This window comes from Nocardia halotolerans, assembly GCF_042650145.1.
GTDB lineage: Bacteria > Actinomycetota > Actinomycetes > Mycobacteriales > Mycobacteriaceae > Nocardia > Nocardia halotolerans.
Genome location: NZ_JBHSDL010000030.1, coordinates 118,005 through 134,348, shown reverse-complemented (window position 1 = coordinate 134,348; position 16,344 = coordinate 118,005). Strand labels below are relative to the sequence as shown.

General features: G+C 68.2%; 17 protein-coding genes. 8 read left to right on the top strand and 9 right to left on the bottom strand.

Going from position 1 to position 16,344, the window contains the following annotated elements:
• Positions 1-121: 121 nt before the first annotated feature.
• The 7 genes from ACFO5K_RS24020 to ACFO5K_RS23990 all read right to left on the bottom strand — a co-directional run bounded on the left by ACFO5K_RS24020 (position 122) and on the right by ACFO5K_RS23990 (position 8,436).
• Positions 122-823 (bottom strand): DUF2334 domain-containing protein, encoded by a 702-nt coding sequence (locus tag ACFO5K_RS24020; protein ID WP_378567344.1) that lies wholly within the window; start codon positions 821-823, stop codon positions 122-124.
• Between the two features lie 226 nt (positions 824-1,049).
• Positions 1,050-3,275: a S9 family peptidase gene (locus ACFO5K_RS24015; RefSeq protein ID WP_378567342.1), complete on the bottom strand. Its 2,226-nt coding sequence runs from the start codon at positions 3,273-3,275 to the stop codon at positions 1,050-1,052.
• Between the two features lie 149 nt (positions 3,276-3,424).
• The gene (locus tag ACFO5K_RS24010; protein ID WP_378567339.1) at positions 3,425-4,357 is read right to left on the bottom strand and encodes an alpha/beta hydrolase; all 933 of its coding nucleotides are present in this window, start codon (positions 4,355-4,357) and stop codon (positions 3,425-3,427) included.
• A gap of 163 nt (positions 4,358-4,520) precedes the next feature.
• Positions 4,521-4,943, bottom strand: coding sequence for an HIT family protein (locus ACFO5K_RS24005; protein ID WP_378567336.1), 423 nt, complete (start codon positions 4,941-4,943; stop codon positions 4,521-4,523).
• A gap of 135 nt (positions 4,944-5,078) precedes the next feature.
• Positions 5,079-6,500, bottom strand: a complete 1,422-nt coding sequence (gene purB / locus ACFO5K_RS24000) for an adenylosuccinate lyase (protein WP_378567333.1) — start codon at positions 6,498-6,500, stop codon at positions 5,079-5,081.
• Between the two features lie 6 nt (positions 6,501-6,506).
• Entirely contained in the window at positions 6,507-7,160 is a 654-nt protein-coding gene (locus ACFO5K_RS23995) for a TetR/AcrR family transcriptional regulator (RefSeq protein WP_378567330.1), read from the bottom strand.
• 157 nt (positions 7,161-7,317) lie between these two features.
• Positions 7,318-8,436, bottom strand: coding sequence for a pyridoxal phosphate-dependent aminotransferase (locus ACFO5K_RS23990; RefSeq protein WP_378568297.1), 1,119 nt, complete (start codon positions 8,434-8,436; stop codon positions 7,318-7,320).
• A 178-nt stretch (positions 8,437-8,614) separates the two neighbouring features.
• Between ACFO5K_RS23990 and ACFO5K_RS23985 the strand changes: the two genes are divergently transcribed.
• Entirely contained in the window at positions 8,615-9,844 is a 1,230-nt protein-coding gene (locus ACFO5K_RS23985) for a M23 family metallopeptidase (RefSeq protein ID WP_378567327.1), read from the top strand.
• 105 nt (positions 9,845-9,949) lie between these two features.
• Here ACFO5K_RS23985 and purD read toward each other — a convergent pair whose 3' ends face one another.
• On the bottom strand, positions 9,950-11,233 hold the full coding sequence (purD, locus tag ACFO5K_RS23980; RefSeq protein WP_378567324.1) for a phosphoribosylamine--glycine ligase: 1,284 nt from the start codon (positions 11,231-11,233) through the stop codon (positions 9,950-9,952).
• Positions 11,234-11,356: 123 nt separating this feature from the next.
• On the opposite strand from purD, the gene ACFO5K_RS23975 reads away from it, so the two are divergent.
• The 7 genes from ACFO5K_RS23975 to ACFO5K_RS23945 all read left to right on the top strand — a co-directional run bounded on the left by ACFO5K_RS23975 (position 11,357) and on the right by ACFO5K_RS23945 (position 15,560).
• Positions 11,357-11,536: a hypothetical protein gene (locus ACFO5K_RS23975; protein ID WP_378567321.1), complete on the top strand. Its 180-nt coding sequence runs from the start codon at positions 11,357-11,359 to the stop codon at positions 11,534-11,536.
• 12 nt (positions 11,537-11,548) lie between these two features.
• The gene (locus tag ACFO5K_RS23970) at positions 11,549-11,926 is read left to right on the top strand and encodes a PH domain-containing protein (protein WP_378567318.1); all 378 of its coding nucleotides are present in this window, start codon (positions 11,549-11,551) and stop codon (positions 11,924-11,926) included.
• 48 nt (positions 11,927-11,974) lie between these two features.
• Entirely contained in the window at positions 11,975-12,400 is a 426-nt protein-coding gene (locus tag ACFO5K_RS23965) for an HIT family protein (RefSeq protein WP_378567315.1), read from the top strand.
• 78 nt (positions 12,401-12,478) lie between these two features.
• Positions 12,479-13,000 (top strand): DUF3558 domain-containing protein, encoded by a 522-nt coding sequence (locus ACFO5K_RS23960; protein WP_378567312.1) that lies wholly within the window; start codon positions 12,479-12,481, stop codon positions 12,998-13,000.
• 39 nt (positions 13,001-13,039) lie between these two features.
• On the top strand, positions 13,040-13,423 hold the full coding sequence (locus tag ACFO5K_RS23955) for a hypothetical protein (protein WP_378567309.1): 384 nt from the start codon (positions 13,040-13,042) through the stop codon (positions 13,421-13,423).
• A gap of 14 nt (positions 13,424-13,437) precedes the next feature.
• On the top strand, positions 13,438-14,811 hold the full coding sequence (locus ACFO5K_RS23950) for a PPE domain-containing protein (RefSeq protein ID WP_378567306.1): 1,374 nt from the start codon (positions 13,438-13,440) through the stop codon (positions 14,809-14,811).
• Positions 14,808-15,560 carry an ESX secretion-associated protein EspG gene (locus ACFO5K_RS23945; protein WP_378567303.1) on the top strand — a complete coding sequence of 251 codons (753 nt, stop codon included), beginning with the start codon at positions 14,808-14,810 and terminating at the stop codon, positions 15,558-15,560. Before ACFO5K_RS23950 ends, ACFO5K_RS23945 begins: the two co-directional genes overlap by 4 nt.
• A 13-nt stretch (positions 15,561-15,573) precedes the next feature.
• Here ACFO5K_RS23945 and ACFO5K_RS23940 read toward each other — a convergent pair whose 3' ends face one another.
• Positions 15,574-16,323, bottom strand: a complete 750-nt coding sequence (locus ACFO5K_RS23940; RefSeq protein ID WP_378567300.1) for an SDR family NAD(P)-dependent oxidoreductase — start codon at positions 16,321-16,323, stop codon at positions 15,574-15,576.
• Between the last annotated feature and the right edge of the window lie 21 nt (positions 16,324-16,344).

The window sequence follows — 16,344 nt, the reverse complement described above, 5'->3', positions numbered from 1 at the left end:
CGAGGACCCCGTGCAGCTCGAGCACCCAGCGCAGCCCGAGGACCAGCGCAGCCCGAGGATCCCGTGCAGTTCTGACCACCGCCGCGCGCTCGATCGCCGACGCGCGCGCGGCGGTGACCCGTCAGGCAGCCTTGGCCGCGGAGAACGGCTCCCAGCGGTACACGTCGCTGCGCGCACCGTGATAGAGCGCCAGGTCGACCGCGTCGAGCATCGCCTGACGTGGTCCCGGACGCTGCAATTGCGCGCCCGAGATCGCCAGCCGCAACACCCCACCGCGACGGGCCGTACGTGCGGCGCCCATCACCAGCGCCCGGCACCACCACGGTTCGGCGCGGAACCCCTCCCCGATGCCGTACACGCGGGCGCGCTGCGCAATATCGCGTTCCAGGTCCAGCATCGTGGTGAGGCCCAGCGCGAGCCGGAAACCCACCTCGGGCAGCGCGGCCAGCGCGCCCGACGAGGCGTCCCAGCGCGGCGCGGCGAACAGCCGGGTGCGCAGTTCCACCTGCTCCATCACCCGGTCGGCGGCCTTGAGCCGCAGGGTCGCCTCGTGCCTGGGCAGGGTGGCGAACTCGGCGCGCCGGGTCTTGGTGGCCGCCTGGTCGTAGCCGTGCAGCACGATCGCGTCACCCGCGAGCCGCCGCCCGCGCAGCCACGACTGCGTCGCCGGATCCTCGACCAACCGGTACTTGCCCTTCAGCCTGGGCGCGACCAGCAGCGACAGCCGCACATCCCGGTCATCCATCGCCGCGGCGAACTCGATCGCCGCGTCGCGCGTGGTATCCCGGATCCCCGACACCGACACGATCAACTCAGCGTTCATGCACCTCACGATGACACTCCGAGGTGACACCAGTGTGCTGCGCACATGACGCCCCGACGAATTCCGGCCGACTCCGCACCACCACCGGTGCGCTACCGCGATCGCACTTCGCCTGCGCCTCGAGGAAGGTGTCGGTGATGCGCCCGCGCTGCTGCTGCGCCGCGACCGGCCACGGCCGGCACGCGGCGTCCCGGCAGGTCACGCCGGGTGCGGGCCCCGGCACCGATCAGGCGTCGGCGAGTCCTACCCGGTCGAGGACCCAGGCGTACTCGAAGGCGACTTCCTTCCACTTCTCGTAGCGCCCGCTCACGCCACCGTGCCCCGCGCTCATTTCGGTCTTGAGCAGCACCTCGTTGTCACCGGTCTTGGTGGCGCGCAGCTTGGCGACCCATTTTGCCGGCTCCACGTAGAGCACCCGGGTGTCGTTGAGGCTGGTGATCGCCAGGATCGGCGGGTAGTCCTTGGCTTCGACGTTCTCGTACGGCGAGTACGACTTCATGTACTCGTATACGTCCTTGTCGGCCAACGGGTTTCCCCACTCGTCCCATTCGATCACCGTCAGCGGCAGCGACGGGTCGAGGATGGAGGTGAGCGGGTCCACGAACGGCACATTGGCGAGAATGCCGGCGAACAGTTCCGGCGCCAGGTTGGCGACCGCGCCCATCAGCAGCCCGCCCGCGCTGCCACCGTCGGCGATCAGCCGGTCCGGGGCCGTGGTGCCCGCGTCGACGAGATGACTCGCGACGGAGACGAAATCGGTGAAGGTGTTCTTCTTCAGCAAGGTCTTGCCGTGTTCGTACCAGAGCCGGCCCATCTCGCCACCGCCGCGCACGTGCGCCACCGCGAACACCATGCCGCGATCGAGCAGCGACAACCGTGACACCGAGAACGACGGGTCGATGCTGGCCTCGTAGGAGCCGTACCCGTAGAGCAGCATCGGCTTCGGGCCCGGCGGCAGACCACGACGCTGGATCAGCGAGATCGGAATCCGGGTGCCGTCGGAGGCGAGGGCCCAATCCCGGTGCTGCTCGTACTCGCCGGGGTCGTAGCCGCCCAGCACCGGCTGCTCCTTGCGCAGCAGCAGTTCGCCGGTGGCGGGCACGTAGTCGAACACCTGCATGGGGGTGATGAACGAGGTCACGCCCACCCGCAACGTCGGCTGCTCCCACTCGGGGCTCGAACCGGCACCGGCGGAGAACAATTCGAGCCCGAAGTCGAGTTCGGTCAGCTCGCCGTAGCCGGCGGGGGTGAGCGGCCAGACCGCGAGGCGGGGCAGCGCGTCGCGACGGTAGCTGAGCACCAGGTAGTTGGCGAAGGCGTCGATGTCCTCTAGCCGCACGTCCTCACGGTGCCCGATCAACGTGGTCATGTTCGACGGGTCGTCGGCCGGGGCCTCGGCGAGGACGAAGTTCTCCGCCTTCACCCCGTCGAGCACGTCGTTGTGCAGGATCAGGAAACGGTCCGCACCGGCGATCACCGCGTGCTCGGCCGAGTACTCCACACCCTCACGGCGCGGCAGCAGCACCCGGAACTCGCCCTCGGGGTTGTCGGATTCGAGCACCCAGCCCTCGGTGGTGATCTTGGAGCCGAGCCAGATCATCAGGTACTTCTCGGAGCGGGTCGCGCCGACGCTCACCCAGTAGCGCTCGTCGGGCTCGTGGAACACCCGCACGTCGTCGCCGGCACCGGCGCCCACGCGGTGGCGCCACACGGTGTCGGGGCGCCAGGATTCGTCGACCGTCTGATAGAAGATGTGCGTGCCGTCCAGCGACCAGGTCGCCCCCGGCGCGACGCCCGCCACCTCGTCGGGCAGCAGCTCACCGGTGCGCAGGTCCTTGATCCGCAGGGTGTAGCGCTCGTCGCCGGTGCTGTCGACCGAATAGGCCAGCAGGTTGCCGTCGTGGCTCAGCGAGAACGCGCCGAGTGCGAAGAAGTCCAACCCCTCGGCCAGCACATTGCTGTCCAGCAGCACCTGCTCGCCGTCGATCGCAGCGCCGAATTGCGAGGTTGCCGAGGGCCCTGCGTGGTCACGCTCCGCTACCGCCTCCGGGCCCGCCGACAACCCCGCAGTACCCACTTCGAGCTGCGGCGGAGTCCAGGCGTCGATGCCCTCGGCCTTCGCGTCGATCGGGCACCGGCAGTGCACGCCGTACTGCTTGCCCTCGAAGCTGCGCGAGTAGTACCAGTACTCCCCCAGCCGCGTCGGCACCGACAGATCGGTCTCCTGGGTGCGCGCCTTGATCTCGTCGAAGATCTTGTCCCGCAACGGTTGCAACTGGTCGGTGCGCGCCTCGGTGAAGGCGTTCTCGGCCTCCAGGTAGGCGATGACCTCGGGATCGTCCTTGTCCCGCAGCCACTCGTACTCGTCGACGAACGTGTCGCCATGATGCACCCGTTCGAAGGGCACCTTCTTCGCGATCGGCGCCGACCCCGTCTGATTCTCGCCAGCCATGCGTCCACCGTAGTCGCAGCACCCCGGGCCGGCCCGCCAACTCGGCGGTGGGCGGTCGGCCGATGCGGCCCGGCTCAGGAGTGCGGCAACGCAGCGCGGCCCGGCTCGGGCTGTTGAGCCGTCGAGCCGGGCCGTGTGCGCTGGTTCGGTCAGGCCCCCAAGGCGGGCCCGATCACGGGCCAGGAGTGGTGCAGCGCGTCCTGCCAGTAGGACCAGGAATGGGTGCCGACGGGGTGGTAGTCGATCTTCGCGCCGATTCCCGCGGCACGCAGGCGCTGGTCGAAGGCCACCATGCAGGTGTTGACACCGAGTTCGATCGGGCCGCCGAGGAAAATGTTCTCGGCCAGCTGCGGCTTGAGTTCGGCCTCGTGCGGTCCGGGGATACCGGTTCCGGTGGACATGTACAGCGCCTTGCCGCGCAAACCCTCCACCATCAGCGCCGGATCGTGCGCCGCCCACTCGGGACTGCCGGGCGCGCCCCACATGTTGACCGGGTTGCCGCCCCGGTTGGCGATGGAGAACATGATCGCCGAGGCGGCCATCGCGGTGTCGGGGCAGGCGCTGTAGCCGGCCACGGCCCGGTAGAGGCCGGGATTGCGCGCGGCGAGGATGTAGGCCGCGTTGCCGCCCATCGACAGCCCGCCGATGCCGTTCACACCGTTGCCGTTGAACCGGCTGTCGATCAGGCCGGGCAGTTCCCGGGTGAGGAAGGTTTCCCACTTGTACCGGCCGAAACGCGGGTCGTCGGTGATCCAGTCGGTGTAGTAGCTGGCCTGGCCGCCCATCGGCAGCACCACGTTCACGTGCTTGCCACGGAAGAAGGCTTCGGCGTCGGTGGCGTTGGTCCAGGTGCTCTGGCCGATGCCGGGATCGAGGCCGTCGAGCAGGTAGTAGGTGCCGCGCGGCCCGCCGCCCGCCGGGTGGAGCACCTGCAGGTCGACATTGCGGCCCATCGCGGGCGAGGTGACCGTGATGGCCGTGCGGGTGGGGCTCAACTCGGCGGACCCGACGATCTGGGCGGCCGACGCGGAGGCGGGGTGCACGACCGCCGGACCGATCAACGCGATGGCAACAGCCAGCACTGCAGCAGCAACACCTGTACGACGCACGTCCCACCCTCCATAACCGCATGCCAATGACAGTCCAAGGTAACCCATGGGCGAGCGAATGGAGAACATTCGACGTGTCGAGCGTTTCTTCAGCAAACTTACCGGTACGCAATGACCGGTTCGTCCGAACCGCAGGTCAGCGGGTGAGCGCGCCGCGAATGGAGCCGGCCAGATAGTCGAGATCGGCGCGCGCCGGTGAAGTGGGCCGGGCCCGCAAGCCGAAGCCGTCACCGGGCCTGCGCGGAATCACGTGCAGGTGCACATGGAACACTTCCTGCCCGGCCGTGACCCCGTCGGCGAGAAAGAAATTCACCCCGTCGGCGGCGACCTCACTGCTGCGCAAGGCCGCCGCGATCTGCTGCCCGACCTGAAAGAGCTTGCCGCCCAGGGCGGGATCGAGATCGGCCAGGCTCGGCGCGGCAGCTTTGGGCACCACGAGCACATGCCCTGGCGTCACAGGACGAATATCCATGAAGGCGAGCACATCATCGTCCTCGAAAACCTTCGAGGATGGAGCCTGCCCAGCGATGATGTCGGCAAAGATCGTGTACGGATTCACAGTGTCCTCTTGCGGCCGGCGCCGCAGGTTCGCGGCCCTGACGGGCCTCGATTCTTCCCTCCTCCGCTCAGTCGCTGCGCTCCTTCGCTCCGTCAGTCCAGAATCGAGGCGGGCCGCAAACCGTTCGGAGACTGCCTACAGAATCGGCGACGGCGTGTAGCGCGCAGCCGCCGGGTTGGCCTCCACCAGCTTCTGCACCTGCGCGATCACCTCGGACACCTGGTCCGCGGCCGCACCGATGAACGCCGACTTGTCGGCCAGGGCGGCGTCGAGCCCGGCCCGGTCCAGCGGCATCCGCGCGTCGGCGGCGAGCCGGTCGAGCAGGTCGGGTTCGCGGCCCTGCTCGCGCATGGCCAGCGCCACCGCCACCGCGTGCTCCTTGATGACCTCGTGCGCCGTCTCGCGCCCGACTCCGGCGCGCACCGCAGCCATCAGGATGCGGGTGGTGGCCAGGAAGGGCAGGTACCGGTCGAGCTCGCGCGCCACCACCGCCGGGTAGGCGCCGAATTCGGCGAGCACGGTCAGGAAGGTCTCGGTCTGCCCGTCGATGGCGAAGAACGCGTCGGGCAGCGCCACCCGGCGCACCACCGAGCAGAACACGTCGCCCTCGTTCCACTGCGCACCGGCCAGTTCGGCGGCCATCGAGCCGTACCCGCGCAGCACCACCTGCAGGCCGTTGACGCGCTCACAGGAGCGGGTGTTCATCTTGTGCGGCATCGCCGACGAACCCACCTGGCCGGGCTGGAAACCCTCGGTGACCAGCTCGTGGCCGGCCATCAGCCGGATGGTGTGCGCGAACGACGACGGCCCGGCGCCCAGCTGCACCAGCGCCGAGAGCACGTCGTGATCCAGCGACCGCGGGTACACCTGACCCACGCTGGTGAACACGTTCCGGAAGCCGAGGTGGGTGGCCACCTGCTGCTCGAGGGCGGCGAGCTTGCCCGCGTCACCGTCGAGCAGGTCGAGCATGTCCTGGGCGGTGCCCATCGGGCCCTTGATGCCGCGCAGCGGGTAGCGGTCGATCAGTTCCCGCACCCGGGTGAGCGCGACCAGCACCTCGTCGGCGGCGGAGGCGAAACGCTTGCCCAGCGTGGTGGCCTGCGCGGCGACATTGTGCGAGCGACCGGCCATCACCAGTGTCTGGTACTCGGCGGCCCGTTCGGCCAGCCGAGCCGCGACGGCGACACCGTGGTCGTAGACGTGCTCGAGGGAGAGCCGGATCTGCAACTGCTCCACGTTTTCGGTGAGGTCGCGGCTTGTCATGCCCTTGTGCACGTGTTCGTGCCCGGCCAGGGCGTTGAATTCCTCGATCCGCGCCTTCACGTCGTGGCGGGTGACCCGCTCACGCTCGGCGATCGAGGCCAGGTCCACCTGGTCAACGACGCGCTCGTAGTCCTCGACGACCCCCGCGGGGACGTCGATCCCGAGCTGCGACTGCGCGCGCAGCACCTCGAGCCACAGTTTGCGCTCGAGCACGATCTTGTTCTCGGGCGACCAGAGCGCGACGAGCTCCGGGCTGGCGTATCGGGTGGCGAGGACATTCGGGACGAGGCTCACGAGCGCTCAGTCTAGTTGCCGGACCCGTTCGGCCTGCTGGGGCATCATGTTGGGCACCACGGGCGGGGCCACGATGTCGATCATCTCGAGCAGACCGGCCCGGGCGGGGCGGCGCGGTTCGGGGTGTCCCTCGATCAACGCGGCCACCACGGCGCCGTCGACGACGGCCACCAACCTGCGCAACTGCTCGGGGCGCACCACTCGATCGGAGCGGCGCAGCACATCGGCGAGCAGTTCTTCCAGCTGCGTACGTAGTCGTAGCTGGACCTCGCGTAACTCGGGGTGACGGGCCGAGGCGACGGAGCGTTCGTAGCGGGCGATCAGCTGTCCGCGCGCGTCGAGGTCACCGTCGTCGGGGCCCACCAGTAGGTCGAGCACGAGATCGACGGTGGCTTCGGTGCCGCGCCTGCGATGGCTGACCTCGCCGACCCGGCGCCGCATCGCGTCGAGTTCGATCGCGCCGCTGAACTCCACGGCACGCGCGATCAGGTCTTCCAGTGATTCGAAGTAGTAGGTGGTCGACGCGAGCGGAAGATCGGCTCGCGAGGCCACCGAACGATGTCGCACGGCGTCGAAGCCGCCCTCGAGCAACAGTTCAGCCGCCGCCGCCACCAGAGCTTGGCGACGTCGCTCGCCTTTCGGAGTTGTCGCGGTGGTCACCGTGCCATCGTGCCAGTCATCATCAGTTCAACCGTGCGCAATCGTCATCGGGGAAACGCTGGGAATCAGGGATAACTGAGTTTTACCGCATCCCGGCTCGGATGTGGTCGTACTAGGCAAAGTTGTTGTTGCACATCACTGTTGACAGTTGTCCAGTTCAGGGTCGGAGAAACCGCCCCAACCGGTCCAGCGCTGCGGAAATGTCGTCGGTGGCACCGGCGAAGGAAAAACGTACTGTTCGGTCGCCATTAACGGTGTCGAAGTCCAGACCCGGTGCCAGCGCGACGCCGGTTTCGGCCAGCACTTCGGCGCACCAGGCCCGCGCATCATTGGTCAGGTGACCGATTTCGGCGTAGGCGTAGAACGCGCCGTCGGCCGGGGCCAGGTCGGTGAGGCCGAGCGCGGGCAGCCGCTCCAGCAACAGGGCCCGGTTCCGCGCGTACCGGCGCACATGCCCGTCCAGTTCATCCTTGGCTTCCGCACCGAACGCGTGCACCGCCGCGTACTGGGAAATGGCAGGCGGGCACACCGTCATGTTCGAGGCCAACCGCTGCAGCGCCGGCCGCAGATCGGCCGGTGCCAGCATCCAGCCCAACCGCCACCCCGTCATCGAGAAATACTTCGACACCGAGCCGATCACCACCGACTCGCGGGAGAACTCCCACGCCGAGGAGGTCGGCGTACTCGCGCCCGCGTAGGTGATGCCGTGGTAGATCTCGTCGGAGATCAACAGGGTGCCCTTGGCCTCGCACCAGCGGGCCAGCGCGGCGAGTTCGGCCGGATCTATCATGGTGCCGGTCGGATTGGCCGGGCTGGCCACCACCAGGCCCGCCGGCGGCTCCGGCAACGCCTCGAGCATCGCGACCGTGGGCTGGAACCGGGTCTGCGGTCCACAGTCGAGTTCGACCACCCGGCAGCCCAGCGCGGTGAGGGTGTTGCGGTAGGCGGGGTAACCCGGCCGCGCCACCACCACGGTGTCGCCCGGATCGAAGGCGGCCAGGAAGATCAGCGTGAACGCCCCCGAGGAGCCGGTGGTCACCACCACCTCGTCCGGGTGCACGTCGTAGCCGTAGGTCTCGCTGTGATGCCCCGCGATCGCCTCGCGCAGCGGCAGAATGCCGAATGTCTCGGTGTAGCCGAGCAATTCGTGCTCCATCGCCGCCGCAGCCGCCCGCAACACCGGCGCCGGAGCCTGCGTCGAGGGCTGGCCCGCGGCCAGGACCAGCACATCCCCGTGCGACCTGGCCCGTTCAGCTGCCGCTTTCCACACATCCATGACGTAGAAAGGGGCGATGGCCGACCGGCGTGATTCTCTGGACACCCGAGAGACGGTAGAGCACCCGATTGCGCGCCTGCACAGATATGGTCGGCACAATGGCTCCGACAGCGAATACGCAGCCACCGACGTCACCGCACACGCCACGTCGGAGGCGGCGCATGGGGGCGGGGACGGAATGAAGCGGACGGATGCGGCCGAGGAGGTCGTCGGCGGGGGTGCGCTCGACCCTGGCGAGGGCGGGGCGAGCGAGTCGGCGCAGGTGGAGACGTCACAGAACGAGACGATGCGAGCCGAGGGCGATGCTGAAGGCTCGCGAGCCAACGGGGATGCGGAAAGCACGCAAGCCGACGGCGATGCGGAAAGCACACGAACCAACAGGGACACGGAAAGCACGCAAGCCGACGGGGATGCGGGTAGGCGTAGGGCTGTCAGCGTCAATGGCCGGATTCTGCAGGCCGACTGGCGGGCGCAATTGCCCGCGAAAGGCGGCACCCGTGATCGGCTCACCGACTGGGCGGCCAGGTATCCGCTGGTCGGTGAGCTCGCGGGGGAACTGCGCAGTGGTGACGTGCGCAAGGTGTTCTGGCAGCGTCCTACCGCGCAGGTGAAGCAGTTGTGGGCGCGCAGGCCGAGCAGCGAGCGGGTGCGTGAAGTCCTCATCGAACGCCGGGTGCTGATCGCCGGGGTCGCGGTGGTGGCGATCTGTGTCGCCGCCGACGGACAGGTCAACCGTGCGGTCGCCGATCGTCCGCTCGCACCGGGTGAGGCGCAGCGTGTGGCGATCGCCTATCCCCCGCAGATCCAGCCGAACCCACAGTCGGCGCGCCGCCTGCTCGATGCCATCGCCCGCGGCGAGAAGCGTCGCGAGGCCGCGGTGGTCGCCGCCGCGGCACGCGCCACTCTCGCACGGGCCAAAGCCGAGGCGGCGGCCGCGTCATCGGGGGAATGGCAGCCGTGGATGGGTGAGCGGGCGCCCGTGGTGCCCGGGGCGATGGTGCCGGGCGGCACCCCCTCCGGCGGCGGTTTCAGCCTGCCCGCCAAGGGCGCGTTCACCTCGGGTTTCGGCTCCCGCTGGGGCACCATGCACCGCGGCATCGACATCGCGGGCCCGATCGGCAGCCCGATCTACGCCGTCGCCGACGGCACCGTCGTGGAGGCGGGCCCGGCTCAGGGCTTCGGCCTCTGGGTCCGCATCCGCCACGACGACGGCACCATCAGCATCTACGGCCACATGTACGACTTCGTCGTCTCCCAGGGCGAACGGGTGCCCGCCGGCATGCAGATCGCCCGCATCGGCAACCGCGGCGACTCCACCGGCCCGCATCTGCATTTCGAGATCATGCAGAACGGTCAGCACGTGGACCCGCAGGTCTGGCTGGCGTTGCACGGACTACAGCTGAATTGACCTCGACCGGCCGACGAAGCCTCGAACAGCACCCGCCGCAGCCCCAGAGCGAACTTCGGTGAACGGTGACCAGCGCCATCGGCCGCTGATCACCATCGCCGAGTACTACTCCGCTGCCACGTTCCGCTGCGGGATGGTGACGTCGGTGGTGCCGATATCGGTCCGGAAGTGGCTGCCGGTCAACTTGATTCCGGCCAGGCGCGCATAAGCCCGCTCGCGGGCCTGCGCCAGATCGGTGCCGACGCCCACCACATTGAGCACCCGCCCACCCGCGGAGACCAGTGCCCGGTCCTCGCGCTGGGCCGTACCGGCGTGCAGCACCAGGGTCTCGCCGCCCAGCGCGGTGTCGTCGGCGCCGGTGATCACGTCGCCGGTGCGCGGCCGGGCCGGGTAGTTCTCCGCGGCCAGCACGACCGTGATCGCGGAGCCGTCCTTCCAGCGTGGCGGCTCCACCTCGGCGAGGCGACCGGTGGCGGTGGCGTGCAGCAGTTCGGCGAAAGGGCTGTCGAGCAGGGCCAGCACGGCCTGGGTCTCCGGGTCACCGAAGCGGCAGTTGAATTCGACGACGGCGGGCCCGTTCGAGCCCATCGCGAGACCGGCGTAGAGCAACCCGGAGAACGGGTTGCCGCGGCGAACGAGTTCGGCCGCAACAGGTTTCACCACGTCTTCGACGATCTCGGTGAGCGCTTCCGCGGGCAGCCACGGCAGCGGGGTGTAGGCGCCCATGCCGCCGGTGTTCGGGCCGGAATCGCCGTCGCCGACCCGCTTGTGGTCCTGCGCGGGCAGCAGCGGCACCACAGTTTCGCCGTCCACCAGGCAGAACAGGGACACTTCGGGACCGTCGAGGAACGATTCGAGCAGCACCGGGTGGCCCTGCTCGAGCAGTTCGGCACCGTGATCGCGGGCCGCTCGCCGGTCGGTGGTCACCACCACGCCTTTGCCCGCGGCGAGCCCGTCGTCCTTGACCACCCAGGTCGGGCCGAAGCGGTCCAGCGCGGCATCGAGCTCGGCCGGCGTGTCGACGATCTCACTGTGCGCGGTGCGTACCCCCGCCGCTGCCATCACGTCCTTCGCGAACGCTTTGGACCCCTCGATCCGCGCGGCGTCGGCCGAGGGGCCGAACACCGGGAACCCGGCCGCGCGCACCACGTCGGCGACACCGAGCACCAGCGGCACCTCGGGGCCGATCACCACCAGGTCGGCGGCCACCTCGCCGGCCAGGGCCGCGACGTCCTCGGCGGAGGTGGGATCGACCGGGCGGAGTTCGGCGTGCTGGCCGATGCCGGGGTTGCCCGGGGCCGCGATCACCGCCGTCACGGACGGATCCCGGCGCAGCGCCAGGACGAGGGCATGTTCACGGGCTCCGGAACCGATGACGAGTACGCGCACGCGACCAGATTAGTCGCGCACGTCGCACGCACTTCGCACGCCCCTGACCGCGCACCGCGCACGCGCGACGCCGGTACGCGATTCGCCTGTCGAGGATCGCTTCCCCTGGTACCGAGGCCGAACTTGCCGATCCGGGCCGCGGCGCCCGCCCTCGCGGGTGGCGGCGGTACCAGTGCCGACGCCACCGTGCGCGAGTTCAGCACCCGGCAACCGGATCGTCAGGCCGACGACCCCCGCAGCGAGTCCTTTTGGGGGACACTGGTTGTGGAGATCCAGCACTTCGCCTGTCGGCACCTCGCGTGATAGGAGCACAACATGGGCCTGCTCGACGGAATGATGGGCAACGCCGGTCGCATAGATCCGGCCGCCGCCCAGCAGGAATACGCGAAACTGTTCGGTCAGGGCGAACAGGTCTACGCCGCGTTCCTGCTGGTCCGCGACGCGATGCTGTTCACCAACCGCCGCCTGATCCTCATCGACAAACAGGGCGTCACCGGCCGCAAGGTGAGCTATCACAGCATCCCCTACCGCTCCATCACCCACTTCTCCGTGGAAACCGCGGGCACCTTCGACCTCGACGCCGAGCTCGACATCTGGATCGGCAGCGACAACGAACCGATCAGGCAGCGCTTCAACCGTCAAGTCGACATCTACGAAGTCCAGGGCATCCTCTCTCATTTCGTCGCCATCTGAACCCGCACCCGGGTCGGCCGCCCGGCCGCAACGTTTAGGCTCGGCTGCATGGCATCCGTTTTCAGCGCGATCATCGCAGGACAGATTCCGGGCCGATTCGTATGGGAGGACGACGAATTCGTCGGATTCCTCACGATCGCCCCCGTCACCCAGGGCCACACCCTCGTCGTTCCGCGCGCGGAGATCGACCAGTGGCAAGACGTCGACCCCGCCGTGATGGCACGCCTCACCGGCGTCGCCCAGAAGGTCGGCCAGGCCGTCCGCGCCGCCTTCGACGCCCCCCGCGCCGGCCTGCTCATCGCCGGCCTCGAGGTCCCCCACCTGCACACCCACGTCTTCCCTGCCTACACCATGGGCGACTTCGACATCTCCACCGCCGACCCCGAACCCACCCCCGAATCCCTCGACGAAGCCCAGGCGAAAATCAAGGCCGCCCTGCGCGACCTCGGCTACGGAGCCAACGTCCCCGGCTGATCTTCCACCTGGATGGAACCGAAGCGGCCGGTCGCGCGTCCTAGACATCGAGTGGTTGTGTGCGAACAAGGAGAGACGATGCGACTGGTTGGCTTTGCCGCGGGGATGTGCGCTGTGCTCGCACTCGCCGGATGCTCGGATGCGGTCGACGGACAGCCCGAGGCGAGTGGGGCTCCGCCGGCCAAGGAGCAGCTGTTCGATCCGTGCACGGTGCCCGACAGTGTGTTGATCGCCGCGGGGGCTGATCCTGCGTCCAAGGACGACAACCCGTTCTCGGTACCGAGGGCGGATTGGAAGGGATGCGGTTGGCGAGCAGGCGAATTCTTCATCGATCTGTTCTCGACAACGAATACGATGGATGAATTCCGCGACAACCGGCTCCTACATGATTTCCAAGACGTCGCAATAGAAGACAGAAAAGGTGTGCAGTATCTCATCGGAGAGACCTCGCCTCCCGAGGAGTGTGGGCTTGCATTCGAATCGAGCCGAGGGACGATCACTCTGCAATCCAGTAGGGCTTCGAGCAGCAAGTCGACCACAGATCCGTGCGTAGTCGTGAACAATGCAGCGCCACACTTTATCGCAACATTTCCGAAATAGCACAGACGGAAAACCAGAGGGCCCACCACGATGGCAGATGTGAATGAAACAGCCAAAGAGTTCCAGAGGCTGGCAGGCGAGGCCTCCGCAGGCCGGTTGATAATCGAGGATGGCGCGGCTGAACGATGCGCGGGCTGGTGCGACGCACACAGCGCCGAACTCGACGTTCTGGCCCGACGCGCCCAACGTATGGTTTTCGTCGATTCCTTCGGTGACCTGAATTCGGCGAACAAGCTCGGCGACAAGTTTTTCCAGCTCGCACAGGGCGGTGCAGGAAGTGGCTCCTACACTGACGCCATCGCCAAGCACCAAGAAATTCTCACCGCCATGGCGGACATGTACCGAAAGGCCGGCGCCGCCTACAGGAACTGCGACGAAGCCACCCAGCTGGCCATCAAGCAGCAGACGAACAAGCTCGACTGACACAGGGGGATCACATGTCGTTCGGAGACTTCCTCGCCGGCATTTCCAATACGTCGACTTTCGCGGAAACGGTCACCGAACGGGTGGGTTCCCTGTTCGACTCCGACATCGCGCCCACACAGTCGGAACTGGATGCGCAAGCGGACGGAAACAAAGAGCGGACGCAGATCTACAGCGACAACCAGGCACTCGCCTCCGGGTTCTCCGGCGAGTTCGCCCCGCAGGTGGTTCCCCCGGTGATGGAGTCGTTCGTCGACATGCCCCATTCTCGTATCATGCAGTTCGTCAACTCTGTCGACGTCGTCCAGATGAGCACGAGCATCGATGGCTGGACCGCCCTCGCGGACAATACGAGGGACAAGGCGACTGCTTTCCGGGACAATATCCACAACGAAATGCAGCGCGGTTGGTCCGGTAGTGCGGCGAGTCAAGCATTGGCGAGCACCGAAAACTATCTCACCGAGATCAACAAGGTCGAGCAGGCCGCACGGTTGATCGCGAACAAGATGACCGAGGCCCGTTCCGGTTTCCAGCAGGTGAAGTACTCGGTGCCGCACGAGTCCGACGACCAGGGCGAAACGATTCTGGGAACTGTTGTGTCCTACCTCGACCCGGGAGTCGGCTACTTCATCGACAGCGCCAGCGCCGGTCGAGCCGAAGCCGCCCAGGACGCGGCCCGCCAAGTGATGACCACCGTGTACAAGCCCGTCGCCGAACAGGCCGACACCCATGTTCCGAAGGTTCCGCAACCGGCGAAACCTCAGTCCGGCAAGCCGAATGGCGATACCAACGGGGACAGGCCGGGCGCTACCACCGACAAACCGAGCGGGAACGGCGTCAACGGCAACAACCCGAACACCGACCCGGCCGCCGCCACGCCCGAAGACCCCGCCGCCGCCGATCCGGGTACCGATGACGACACCACGGGCGACGGCAGCGCAGACGCCACGAACCCCACCTCGGCAGCCCCCGAGACACCCGCGGCGACAACGCCTACCGGTCCGAACCCAGCCTCCACCAATCCCGCGAGCGTCAACCCGAGCGGCCTGGGCTCAGGCCTCGGCGCGGGCGGTGGCGGCGCGGGCGCGGGCGGGGGCGGCGCGGGCGCGGGCGGGGGTGCCGGCGCCGGTGCGGGAGCGCTGGGCGCCGCGGTCCCCGGCAGCGCGGGCCAGAAGCAGGGCGCGGGGCTGGGCGCGGGTGCGGCGGCGGGCACCGGCGCAACATCGGGTCGCACAGGTATGGGCGGAATGGGCGCGCCCGGCGCACGCGGCGGCGGCAAGGACGACGAAGACCAGCACGAGATCCCCGACTATCTGCGCGGCGTCCACGAAGAACTGCTCGGCCCCGACCGCCTGCACGTCCCGCCGGTGATCGGCGACGAGGCATGACCGACAGCTGGGAGCTCACGCCGTTCGAGTTCTGGATCGCCTGGGAAACTCTCGGCCGCGACCGTATGCCCTGGCCACTGACCTTCACCGCGGGCGTCGAAACACAGGTCGAGTTCGACCAGCAGTGCCGTCACGCCGCGGATACGCTGATCGCCAAAATGGGCTCCGACGAATCCCTCTACCACGCCTTGCACGCGGTGGCGCACCCCGAAATCCGCGTCGAACTATTCGGCCACCGCTTCGACGGCCGCAAGCGGATGATCCGCGCCTGCGCCACAACGGAGTCCACCAACGGTGTGGTGGCCGCACAGATTCCCGGCGAAAAATACGGCACCGGCGGCAACATCCTCGTCTACCTGCGTCCCGCCCATGCGATAACCCAGCGCCTGATCGGGGTGCTGCCCACCGTCTCGCCGGGAACCCGGCCGGGCATCAACGTCCACCGCGACGACCTCACCGCCGACCCGGATCCCTACGCCCGCCGCCGCTCCCCCGGCGAACAGGCGAGGGCGTTTCTCAACCGCCCGTTCCGCACCTACGCGGAATTTCGCGTGGACACCGGTCCAGCGCTCGACGGCTGGCAGGAAGGCGGCACGACGCTGCAGCTCATCGACTACACCGGCGACGGCCGGTACCTGATCAGCGAAGGCGAGCGCGTGATAGTCGACCCCGCCGCCACCGGCCGGATAGCAGCCGAGCTGCAGCGCCTGATCGACAGAGAGCGCGACCGCGCACGATCAGCCTGGTGATCGAACCCGACGCTCACTGAGCGGTGTAACCACCATCCACCAGCTGGTAGCTGCCCGTGATGAAGGTGGCGGCGTCGCTGGCGAGGAACAGGACCAGGTCGGCCACTTCCTCGGGAGTGCCCAGGCGGCCGATGGGGTGTTTGGCGGACAGGAAGTCGGTGGTTTCGGCGTCGTCGGCCAGCAGGGGGGTGCGGATGAAGCCGGGGCCCACCGCGTTGACGCGCACGCCCTGGGTGGCGTATTCGAGGGCCGCGGTTCGGGTGAGACCGACTACGCCGTGTTTGGCCGTGACGTAGGCAGCCGAGGTCGGGAAGCCCACGCTGCCCAGGATCGAGGCCATGTTCACGATCGAGCCGCCGCCGTTGGCGACGAGCACCGGGAGCTGGGCACGCAGCGCGTAGAACACCGAGTCGAGGTTCACCGACATGACCTTGCGCCAGCTCTGCGTGGAGTAGTCGCCGACGAGGTTCGATTCGCCGGTGATCCCGGCATTGTTGACCGCGATGCCCAGCGGCGAGAGCTCTTGTGCCGCAGCCACACTACGCTCCACGGTTTCCGGGTCGGCGGCGTCGCCGGCGAACGCGACGGCGGTGCCGCCCGCCACCACGATCTCGTCGGCGACTTTCCTCGCCGCATCGGCATCGAGGTCGAAGGCCAGCACCGAGGCGCCGTTTCCGCCGAGTGCGAGCGCCACCGCCCGCCCGATTCCGGAACCGGCACCGCTCACGATCGCCGATCGGCCACCCACGTCGTACACAGCCATGCGCTATCTCCTATCTCGACG

What these genes read in the sequence shown, in the direction of transcription:
- ACFO5K_RS23940 (WP_378567300.1), bottom strand. Translation starts at nt 16,323, where the DNA reads ATGGCTGTGTACGACGTGGGTGGCCGATCGGCGATCGTGAGCGGTGCC.
- ACFO5K_RS24015 (WP_378567342.1), bottom strand. Translation starts at nt 3,275, where the DNA reads ATGGCTGGCGAGAATCAGACGGGGTCGGCGCCGATCGCGAAGAAGGTG.
- ACFO5K_RS23990 (WP_378568297.1), bottom strand. Translation starts at nt 8,436, where the DNA reads ATGGATGTGTGGAAAGCGGCAGCTGAACGGGCCAGGTCGCACGGGGAT.
- ACFO5K_RS23945 (WP_378567303.1), top strand. Translation starts at nt 14,808, where the DNA reads ATGACCGACAGCTGGGAGCTCACGCCGTTCGAGTTCTGGATCGCCTGG.
- ACFO5K_RS23985 (WP_378567327.1), top strand. Translation starts at nt 8,615, where the DNA reads ATGAAGCGGACGGATGCGGCCGAGGAGGTCGTCGGCGGGGGTGCGCTC.
- ACFO5K_RS23950 (WP_378567306.1), top strand. Translation starts at nt 13,438, where the DNA reads ATGTCGTTCGGAGACTTCCTCGCCGGCATTTCCAATACGTCGACTTTC.
- ACFO5K_RS23960 (WP_378567312.1), top strand. Translation starts at nt 12,479, where the DNA reads ATGCGACTGGTTGGCTTTGCCGCGGGGATGTGCGCTGTGCTCGCACTC.
- ACFO5K_RS24020 (WP_378567344.1), bottom strand. Translation starts at nt 823, where the DNA reads ATGAACGCTGAGTTGATCGTGTCGGTGTCGGGGATCCGGGATACCACG.
- ACFO5K_RS23970 (WP_378567318.1), top strand. Translation starts at nt 11,549, where the DNA reads ATGGGCCTGCTCGACGGAATGATGGGCAACGCCGGTCGCATAGATCCG.
- ACFO5K_RS23965 (WP_378567315.1), top strand. Translation starts at nt 11,975, where the DNA reads ATGGCATCCGTTTTCAGCGCGATCATCGCAGGACAGATTCCGGGCCGA.